14 protein-coding genes and 2 pseudogenes are annotated in these 8,480 nt (G+C 58.0%); 3 read left to right on the top strand and 13 right to left on the bottom strand.

What is annotated here, in order from left to right; translation table 11 throughout:
• Positions 1-65: 65 nt before the first annotated feature.
• The 7 genes from FHL16_RS31680 to FHL16_RS31710 all read right to left on the bottom strand — a co-directional run bounded on the left by FHL16_RS31680 (position 66) and on the right by FHL16_RS31710 (position 4,276).
• Positions 66-440 (bottom strand): hypothetical protein, encoded by a 375-nt coding sequence (locus FHL16_RS31680; RefSeq protein WP_077750344.1) that lies wholly within the window; start codon positions 438-440, stop codon positions 66-68.
• 67 nt (positions 441-507) lie between these two features.
• Complete coding sequence (locus tag FHL16_RS31685; RefSeq protein WP_238706211.1) at positions 508-798, bottom strand: hypothetical protein; 291 nt, start codon at positions 796-798, stop codon at positions 508-510.
• On the bottom strand, positions 795-1,220 hold the full coding sequence (locus FHL16_RS31690) for a hypothetical protein (protein WP_238706212.1): 426 nt from the start codon (positions 1,218-1,220) through the stop codon (positions 795-797). The genes FHL16_RS31685 and FHL16_RS31690 overlap by 4 nt, the downstream gene beginning before the upstream one ends.
• A 78-nt stretch (positions 1,221-1,298) precedes the next feature.
• Positions 1,299-1,955, bottom strand: coding sequence for a hypothetical protein (locus FHL16_RS34610; protein WP_238706213.1), 657 nt, complete (start codon positions 1,953-1,955; stop codon positions 1,299-1,301).
• A gap of 14 nt (positions 1,956-1,969) precedes the next feature.
• Positions 1,970-2,497: a hypothetical protein gene (locus FHL16_RS31700; RefSeq protein ID WP_077750345.1), complete on the bottom strand. Its 528-nt coding sequence runs from the start codon at positions 2,495-2,497 to the stop codon at positions 1,970-1,972.
• Entirely contained in the window at positions 2,494-3,096 is a 603-nt protein-coding gene (locus FHL16_RS31705; RefSeq protein ID WP_077750346.1) for a hypothetical protein, read from the bottom strand. The genes FHL16_RS31700 and FHL16_RS31705 overlap by 4 nt, the downstream gene beginning before the upstream one ends.
• A 256-nt stretch (positions 3,097-3,352) precedes the next feature.
• Positions 3,353-4,276: a DNA cytosine methyltransferase gene (locus FHL16_RS31710; RefSeq protein ID WP_077750347.1), complete on the bottom strand. Its 924-nt coding sequence runs from the start codon at positions 4,274-4,276 to the stop codon at positions 3,353-3,355.
• 290 nt (positions 4,277-4,566) lie between these two features.
• Here FHL16_RS31710 and FHL16_RS31715 point away from each other — a divergent pair, with 290 nt between their 5' ends.
• Complete coding sequence (locus FHL16_RS31715; protein WP_138739104.1) at positions 4,567-4,929, top strand: hypothetical protein; 363 nt, start codon at positions 4,567-4,569, stop codon at positions 4,927-4,929.
• A 10-nt stretch (positions 4,930-4,939) separates the two neighbouring features.
• Here the strand turns inward: FHL16_RS31715 and FHL16_RS31720 are convergent, their stop codons facing one another.
• From FHL16_RS31720 to FHL16_RS34170, 4 genes are all read right to left on the bottom strand, one after another.
• Entirely contained in the window at positions 4,940-5,260 is a 321-nt protein-coding gene (locus FHL16_RS31720) for a hypothetical protein (protein ID WP_077750349.1), read from the bottom strand.
• Positions 5,261-5,341: 81 nt separating this feature from the next.
• On the bottom strand, positions 5,342-5,635 hold the full coding sequence (locus tag FHL16_RS31725) for a hypothetical protein (RefSeq protein ID WP_077750350.1): 294 nt from the start codon (positions 5,633-5,635) through the stop codon (positions 5,342-5,344).
• A gap of 12 nt (positions 5,636-5,647) precedes the next feature.
• On the bottom strand, positions 5,648-5,938 hold the full coding sequence (locus FHL16_RS31730) for a hypothetical protein (protein ID WP_238706214.1): 291 nt from the start codon (positions 5,936-5,938) through the stop codon (positions 5,648-5,650).
• 311 nt (positions 5,939-6,249) lie between these two features.
• Entirely contained in the window at positions 6,250-6,411 is a 162-nt protein-coding gene (locus FHL16_RS34170; RefSeq protein ID WP_158080557.1) for a hypothetical protein, read from the bottom strand.
• On the opposite strand from FHL16_RS34170, the pseudogene FHL16_RS34615 reads away from it, so the two are divergent.
• A pseudogene (locus FHL16_RS34615) lies at positions 6,393-6,914 on the top strand (tail tape measure protein); the annotation flags it as partial. The gene FHL16_RS34170 and the pseudogene FHL16_RS34615 sit on opposite strands and share 19 nt — an antisense overlap.
• Here FHL16_RS34615 and FHL16_RS31740 read toward each other — a convergent pair.
• Together FHL16_RS31740 and FHL16_RS31745 are read right to left on the bottom strand one after the other, a co-directional pair.
• Complete coding sequence (locus FHL16_RS31740; protein WP_077750351.1) at positions 6,846-7,379, bottom strand: HK97 family phage prohead protease; 534 nt, start codon at positions 7,377-7,379, stop codon at positions 6,846-6,848. The pseudogene FHL16_RS34615 and the gene FHL16_RS31740 overlap by 69 nt on opposite strands.
• Positions 7,376-7,711: a phage portal protein gene (locus tag FHL16_RS31745; RefSeq protein WP_446730765.1), complete on the bottom strand. Its 336-nt coding sequence runs from the start codon at positions 7,709-7,711 to the stop codon at positions 7,376-7,378. Before FHL16_RS31745 ends, FHL16_RS31740 begins: the two co-directional genes overlap by 4 nt.
• Before the next feature lies 1 nt (position 7,712).
• Here FHL16_RS31745 and FHL16_RS31750 point away from each other — a divergent pair.
• Positions 7,713-8,265: pseudogene (locus FHL16_RS31750) on the top strand (IS3 family transposase); the annotation flags it as partial.
• Positions 8,266-8,480 lie beyond the last annotated feature (215 nt).

Below are 8,480 nucleotides of genomic sequence, written 5' to 3' on the forward strand. Positions count from 1 at the left end.
TGGGTTGGTGGGTCATCGCCACGGCCCCTTGTAGATCAGGTAGGTCATGTAAATCAGGGGCAGGATCATAGAAGGTGTGCCCCCGCCTCAAGGAGGCCGTCGCGGTCTTCGCGCAGGTTATCTCGCTCTGCCTTGAGTTCGTCGCGCTCTCTGACCAAAGCTTTGATGGCCGTCGAGATGTTTGAATGACCGAGCGTGGTTGTAATTGCTTGGGCCTCGTCGAACAGCTTGACCTTCTGGTCTCGGTCATCCGCTGCCTGTGCGGCTAGTTCCTTCTCCCGAATCTTGAGGCAGCGCTTGCAGGTGACGTGCCGCCAGTCGTTCGTGAGTTGATCGTCGGTCATGCTGCCGTCGGTACCGCAGTAGACGTGCTCCGGTGGATCTTGGTCGGCCTCGGTGCCGCCGTCCCACGGATACAGGTGAATCGCTCGCTTGCTCATCCGATCACCGCCTTTATGGTCAGGGCCAATGGAAGCCAGAAGAAGAGGGCGCAGCTGGCCATGCAGGTCAGGAGCATGGCGTCACCCCGTTGTAGTGTTCCCAGCCATCGCCGTATTCGAAGCAGTACGTGGCTGGCCAGCTACCCCGAGTGCCTTCCGGGACGAAGTGAAACCAGCTGCTATAGGTGCCGTGCGCCGGTGTGGTCTTGCACCACACGTGAATCGGGCCGCCAAGCTTCCAGCGGGGCCTTTCCTTCACCGCCTCGGCCATGAACTGTTCCAGTTCGTGATGGCCGCGACTCATGACGATGTAGGTGTCCTCGCCAACTGATTCGATATCGAGAGGGTAGGCTCTCACGACGTCACCTCGCGGCGAGCCCACTGCACATACGGGCCGTCTTCGGTGTCGAAAATCCCCATCAGGAACCATTCAGGCCCCGGTGACTCGGGGTTCCACGCGGTGCACGCCGCATCCTCTTCCGGAAGGTCGTAAATTTCGTCACCCGAGTGCCAGCCTTTAAGCTCCAGCCCTTGCTCTTTGGCCCAGGCGTAGTAGGGGGTAGGATCTTCGCCTTCACCAAAGCTCGGGATGTTCGGGTGGTACCACCAGCCATCCTTGTCGCGCTTCACTTCGACGGGGCCGAATGGCTTCACTGCATGGGCGGCGCATGGGGTGACATGGAAGACGTTCGAATACTGGCCTTGCCCATCACTGAAGCTCAGTTGGCAGCCGCATTCGGCAGGCTTGTCGTTGACGAACACGATCCTTTCTTCAGGCATGACTTCGTCCTTGCCGCTATAGCGGCTGACTTTGAAGTGGGAGGGGGTTACAGATGGGTGGAGTACAGATGTACTCTTTTACAGGGCGGCTGGTGCTGCTTGTTCGCGAAGAGACTTCAACCAGTTGCGAACCATCTGGTATTCCCCGTTCCGATAGCTTCCAAACGCGTAGATGAACGGCCTGCGATGGTTGTGACCATCACGCTCCAGAAAGTCTTTGCAGCCCTGCTCGGTGAAGCAGGCCGTTACGAACACATCAATATCCTTTATGGCGTAACGTTCCCAGCCAGGTGTCTCGCGGTGGCCTTGGTGTAGAGCCTCCAGCCTTCGTGCTTTCGACTCGTCCGCCTCACAGTAGTCGCCGCTCTCTGTCTCGACCCACTCAATGCGGTCGTGATCGTGGGTGTCGAGCGTTAGGACCCCTCGCTTTTCCATCACGGCAAACAACGGCTGATCGGTGCAGCGATTATCTTGCGATAGGATAAGTTCACCAATTGCCGAAAGCGGAGCAACTTGCGCTTTAAGGTCGTCGATGACCTGATCCGCTGCGTTCAGGCGCAGCTGCAGGGCGTCACGTTCGGCCTTCATGCGTTCGAAGGTCTCGCCCAGCACGTACTCCACTGGGCGGTGGCCGCATTCGCAGTCCGGCCAAGGGTTGTCCTCAGCCCAGGTCCTGCCTTCACTGGTTTCGGCCTCGCAGGCCGGACCTAGATAAATCACTTTTGGCTCGCTCACTTTGAAAGACCTCTTCAATTGTCCGTACCCGTGTAGGTGCGCCAAGGGACCTTGACGCCGTTGACCAGAAAGCCCCAGTCACCACGCCACTTGCTGGTGATGAACAGGGTGATGACTCCGCCGGGCGATACCTCGTCGATGCGGTGGTACTCGCCGTGCATCAGGCGGGCGGTGTCGCCGGGTTCGCGCCAGTAATCGAGGTCAGTGTGGCCGCCGGATTTCCAGAAATGCCGGCGCTGCTCTTTGTAGAAGCCGCGCAGGATGATCGTCCTGGCGTTCCACGGGTGGTCATGCAGATCCCGATCTTCGTCGGGCCGCATGATGTGGTGGATGCGGAACGACCACGGGCACCACCAGAGCGCCGGTTTGTGCGTGGTGCGGGAGTAGGGGTTGAACAGCCACCAGCGGCCCATGTACATCTCGGCGCCGTCGGCGGACATGATGTGGAGGTAAGGCGTGCGCTGGGCGCGGGCGATTAGCCAGGCGGCAATGGCCGGGCGGGCAAGCAGCTTGGCGACCAGGCGCCAGAAGAGATTGATCATGCGGCCTCCTGCTGCTGTTCCTTGCCCAGCGCCTGCTGAACCGCTGCGATGATGCGGCACAGGTAGTGCCAATCGGGATTCGGCTCGATGGCTTTATCGTCCACCAGGTGCCACCACTCAGGGCCGAACAAGTCGGTCAGAAGCTCGCCCTGTTGGTGTCCCACCGAAATCGACTCAACACCGCGAAGGTCGTCGATCTGGTCGTAGAGGTCGCGGGCATCTTCCTGATCCAGGCTGTCGCCAAACTCCCAATACCCTTTGCGCATCCGGCGCCGGTCAATGACCGACTTCTTGGCCAGGGCCATCAGCGCATCATTTGAAAACTTCATCGAGCTGAGGCTTGGCGAGAAATAGCCGATGATGTAGCCCTCATCGAGGCGGCAGAAGAACTGGCCGATGGTGAGACCGTCCCACATGCCGCCCCAGTAGGCGTGCCAGCTCTTGTCCCAGCAGCTGACGGTGATCTTGCCCTTGCGGGGCGCCAAGTCCTCAAGGAAGACATTGATTGGATCGAGGTTCGCCGCGCCGGTGATCACCAGCTTCGTCACTGTCGAGCGCTCAACCTTCAGCGGCTCAGCGATTTTGTTTTCTATGGGCATGGGGCGTCCTATGCCGGGGCATGCCCGGCCGGTGGAGTGGTGAGGCTGGAAAAAACCCAAGAGGAACGGATGTAGCGACGCGTCGGATCATCAGTGATCTAGTTTGCGCATCGCAGACTTGGCCGATCATTCAATCAAGGGCGCTACCACATGAAACAAGTCGTTGCAGACCTGATGTACCGAATCCTTGTCGAGCTGTTGAGCCAGATCCTGATGCGTCTGGCTGAGTGGCTGGCGGCGTTGCCGTGGCTGTGAGCTACGCGGCCGCCTTCAATGCTTCGATGATTCGTTGTCCGGCCAGCGGCGGTACCGCATTTCCGGTCATGTGCATGGTCAGCCGGTGGTTGTCTGGGCGCAGGGTGTCGGCGGGGAAAGACTGCGCGGCCATCGCCTCGTTGGCGGTGATCATGCGCATCTGGTCACCGTCGACCACTGCCCATCGGTCCAAGGTGGTTATGGTGCCGATAGGGCGATCCAGGCTGCGGCCAGTAAGGCCAGATCCTGAACCGTAGTAGGGCATCACGAACCGCTCGCCGAAACGCTTACGACCATTCTCCACTCGGATCAGCGTCGACTCAGCGCGGCCAGCCTTCACAATTGGCGACCACTTGCCGGCGTCGAAATCGATGATCTCGCTGGCAGGTACGTGCGGGTAGCGCGGGAGTTGAAGGTGCAGTGGCGCCTTGCTGCGCGAGCAGACCATGAACAGGCGCACGCGGTGCTGAGGCACGCCGAGGTCGGCGCAGTCTACGATGTGCGGGGCCAACTGATAGCCCAGACAACGCATGGCGTCTGCCCAGGCCGGGTACAGAATCCAGTTCATGAACTCAGGCACATTCTCGATTACAGCGAAGTCGGGTCGATTGACCTCGGCATTTGCCACCGGCGCCCAGGCTGTCGAGCGTGAGTTGTCGTGCTGCGGGTTGCCTGACTCCTTTCCCCGCGCCTTGGTGTGACCTTGGCAGCAGGGCGAGGCCAGCATCACGTCGTGCTTGGGCACCTCTGCCCAATTCGCCTGGTGCAGATCTTGGCAGGCGTGAATCGTGTCCGGGTTGTTGCGGGTATGCCACTCGACTGCGTCGGCCCAGTGGTTCGCGGCCCAAAGGACTTGCAAGCCGGCATCAACACCGCCGCGGGTCCATCCGCCGAAACCGGAGAACAAATCAATTGCTGTGAACATAGGGGATCCTCGCCGGCTGGCGTGATTCGTTGAAGTGGGGTATTTGTGTTCGGCCCGGCATGGAGCCGGTTCCGGGGGTATTTATGGGTTTATATTTGTATCTAAACGAGCACTCGCATGCCGACACGTGGATTAACGGGGGGGTTATCCCCATACAGCCGGCGAGCACTTACAGAAAGTTGGAGCGAGACGGGATATACACGCCAGATGAAAACCTAATTCATAAATCCCCATTCGACCTTTTTTCGCTGAGTCCAGTGTTGGACTTGAGAGGCTTTGGGCATTTTTCGATGAACAACCTAATGGTCAACGGGGTTCAGGTGCCCAATGTCTCTGACGTATCGCTCTACGAAGAAGATGGTTTGATTCTTTCCTTCAGCTGTCGCTATAAGAAAAAAACCGCAATCAGAATGAAAAAGAAAGCATGTGTGAAAATTCTCGATGTAGATGCGCTTAAAAAACACTTAGATGAAAAGTTGGGAGTAGAGGCCATAGCCAAAGACTGTGAATACACACAGGGGCACGAGCGAAACCATTTTTTAAAATCAAACGCCGATCAGTGGCAAGCGGAGTTCCGTATGTTCTGGCCAATCCTTGAAAGAGTTGAAGTCGAACTTCCACCTGGCGTCGCCACATTAATGCGCAAGTGGTAGCTCGACCGTCTTACTCAACACCATGGCTGTTGTCCTCGCGCCTGGCGAAATCTTTAAGCTGTCGCGACTGCTTTTCAGTGATGACTATTTCAGGTCGCGACATGTTGGCGAATTTCCCGGACTCAAAGACGGTTGCGCCGGCGAGGTTGATCAGGAAGGTCGACACCGTCTCCTGCCATTCCTCGAAGTCGTGACGCTCGCCCAGCACATCAAGTGCATCAGCGAGCGCTTTCGACACAATCAGCGTGCGCTTCTCGGCGCCGATCCGATCCAGCAGGGCACGCTCCTTGGCGCGCTTGTCCTTCTGAATGTCCGCGTTGCTCTTGGCCATGGCCTGCCTCTTCAATTCCGTGGGCCGGTAGATCCAGCCATGTCTGTCGTCGGCGCTGGCGCACCTGGTTGCTGAGCCGCTTCATGAAGTGAACTTGAATCCGTTCTCGCGGGCGATGAGGCGGGCGCGCTTGGCTTCCATGCCGCATTCTTTCGCTGCCTTGGCGATTGGCGTTCCGGCCTCGGCCAGCTCCTTCAGCCTGGGTGCGATCTTGTCCCGCTCGGCGCGCAGCTTGTTGCCGTGGGTGGTGGTACCGAAAGCCGGGGCATCGGAACTGACGCCCCGGGCGATCTGCTGCACGGTCTTGCCGGAGCCGAAGAACTGTTCCAGCTTCTGGTTCAGGTCCTCGATGATCGAGTCTCGAGGGTTTGGCATTGGTAATGCCGATCATTTGTCCCCCCCATCGATGTTCACCTTCGCGCCGTCTGCCCGCGCTTCCAGCACCTGCGCCAGGTTGATCGCCGCCTTCCAGCTGAAGCGGAACCCCTTCACTTTCCCGGTGGCCCGCTCGATGACGTGATAGGCGTTATCGCCCTTGGTGACGACCTGAAAGCGAACGGCGCTAACCGGCGCCTCCTTGCCGATCATTGAATAGAACTCGGCAGTGGCCGCTGTTGCGCGGATGTGCAGGGCAATGTTGCCTTCGACTCGCGCTTGCATGGATGGATGCATTTGCATGGCTGATCCCTCGGTGTGGGGTTGCGTGTATTCGTCAGCACTCGACCGGTCTGCTGGTTGCCGTTGGGCGCAGGGGAGAGTGCTGACGAATAAACGCTGGGCAAAAGAAAGGCCCGTGAACGTTCGGGCCTTTCACAGATGCAGCAATCGTTGGGCTCTGGTCTATTTCATGATGGTCATCCTCCAATGCGCGCCGTTGGCATCTTGGCGGGCGCTCGCCGTTCTCTGGTTTGCTGCATGCAGGTGGCCGGTATAAGCCGGGGTTTCGTCCGCATCCCGCTGCCCACTCAGTGAATGGGCAGAAGTGATGCTCATTCAGCCTGGAGCGTTTCGATTGCCTGCCGGTATTCGGCGGCGTTCGTGCGATTGTTTGCGGCGTCTTCGTGCTGGCCCTCGCGCTCCTGAATCGCTGCGTTGTTCTCGCAGTTGGAGGCATGGGTTTCGAGCTGGGCTATTGCTGCTGCGTGCGTCATGTATCGTTCCTCTCGGTCGTTTTCCCAATGCACCCGGCAAGCCAGGTGCATCAGTGAAACTGTCCGTCCTATTGCCGCCGGAGGGGCGGGGCACATTGCTTGCCGGGTCATTCACACGGTTTTGGCGTTTCGCCATCCCGGCAGTCCTAACTGCTCTAGTAGTTCATTCAGCAAGTGTTGCCAAAGAGATATCCAACCAGGCGGCACTTGCCGGGCTCGGCACCACCGAGTTTCAGAAGTACGCTGCGGGCGCCCGGAGTGTTGGAGTTGAGCAGGACAAACTGTCTGACATCTTCAAAGACACAAACGACAAGATGGGGGACTTTGCGAGCACCGGCGGCGGTGAACTGAAGGACTTTTTTGAGAACATCGCGCCGAAGGTTGGTGTAACTGCCGATAGTTTCAAAAAGCTGAACAGCAAAGACGCATTGGCGCTATACGTAACAAGCCTCGAAAAGGCCAACGTCAACCAGAAAGAAATGACGTTCTATATGGAAGCCATTGGCCGGCACAGTCACGATGGAAATCTCGACCAAGTCGAGTTTGGTCAGGGTCCGGATCCGGGTCTTCTCGTCGAAGCTGGATTCACGTACGTAGTAGCCGATCGACAGACCGGTGATCGATCGGGACTTCATGCCCCGCATGGCGATGCGCGCATACGGCGCATCAGCCAGCCAGAGCTCGCCATCACCGAACAAACCCTTGGTGTCCTCTTTCAAGGTGTCCATCGACCATGATCCGATGGGCTCGGCGGTGCGGTGCTGCCACAGAACCGGAAGCGACCGAGACTTCGCCTTCAAATCGGCGATGGAGTCGAGAAACGCACCCGGGGCAACCACTTCGTTGTAGCTGTCGATCACGCCGAACACGGAACCGTACCCAGAAAAAAGGCCGTCATCGCTGACAGCCTTTACGTCGTAGTCGAATGAGCGGTACTTCACCGCCACCGATTGGTCTTTTCGGTTCATTCAGAATTACCTTTTGGCTTGTCGTTGAGCCAATCAATCAACGCTGAACGCGCCTGCTGGGCATCGCCGGCATCACCACCGAGCTTGTCGATCGGCAGCATGTTTGACTGAACTGTGAGCTGTGCGGCGTTGCCGCCTTTCGGTGCGAGGTTCTCTTTGATCCGGCACTCGTCGCGGGTGTAGATACCGTTCTGGGTCATCGAGCTGTAAAAGGCTGCGCGGGCAGCGCTATCGGCTCGCAACAATCCCTCGGGGTTGAACTTGGCGTAGAACCGGCGGCGCTCATCCGGCCGCAACAGGCGGCGATTGATGCTCTGCTCGATGCGCTTCATCCACCCGAACTTGCTCAAACCAGGTCCTGATCAGGTTGTTCCCTGCGGCCCGGAACAAGTCTGGGTGGCTGACATAACCTATTTGCCAACTCAGGAAGGTGTGGCTTATCTGAGCCTTGTGACGGATGCTTTTTCGCGAAAGATCGTGGGCTATCACGTCCATGAAAGCCTTCATGCCGAGTCGGTAGCACACGCGCTGAGCTGGGCGGTAAAGCACCGTCGGACAGAGCAGCCGTTGGTGCACCACTCAGATAGAGGTATCCAATATTGCTCGGGGATGTACCAAGCGTTGCACGCGAAATACGGCATTCGATGTTCAATGACGGATGGCTATGACTGCTACCAAAATGCCTTGGCAGAGAGGGTCAACGGGATACTGAAGACAGAGCTTATGCTTCAGCGGCCGCAGGATTTGACGCAAGCGAAGAAGATAGTGAGTGAGTCGGTATCGATCTACAACGGCGAGCGACCGCACCTGTCTTTGAAATACAAAACGCCCGATGCGGTGCATCGGGCGTTAGGGTGAAACAGGTGTAAACCTATTTCAGGACTAGACACTGGCGTTTGGGCAAACTTTGAGAATATTTTGGGCAAACGACCACCGTGCTACACCTTCAGGTCGGCTTTGACCTTCATGTAAACCACCGCGTCATCGCCGTGCCCTGCCTGGTAGTGCTCGGTCATCTTCACATCGTAAGCGCTCCATGAACCCCGCATTCAAAGTTACCACCTGATCCCAGACGCGGTGCCCCGTATATTTCTCTACCTG

It is taken from the genome of Pseudomonas sp. FSL W5-0299, assembly GCF_005930655.1.
Taxonomy (GTDB): Bacteria; Pseudomonadota; Gammaproteobacteria; order Pseudomonadales; family Pseudomonadaceae; genus Aquipseudomonas; species Aquipseudomonas mandelii.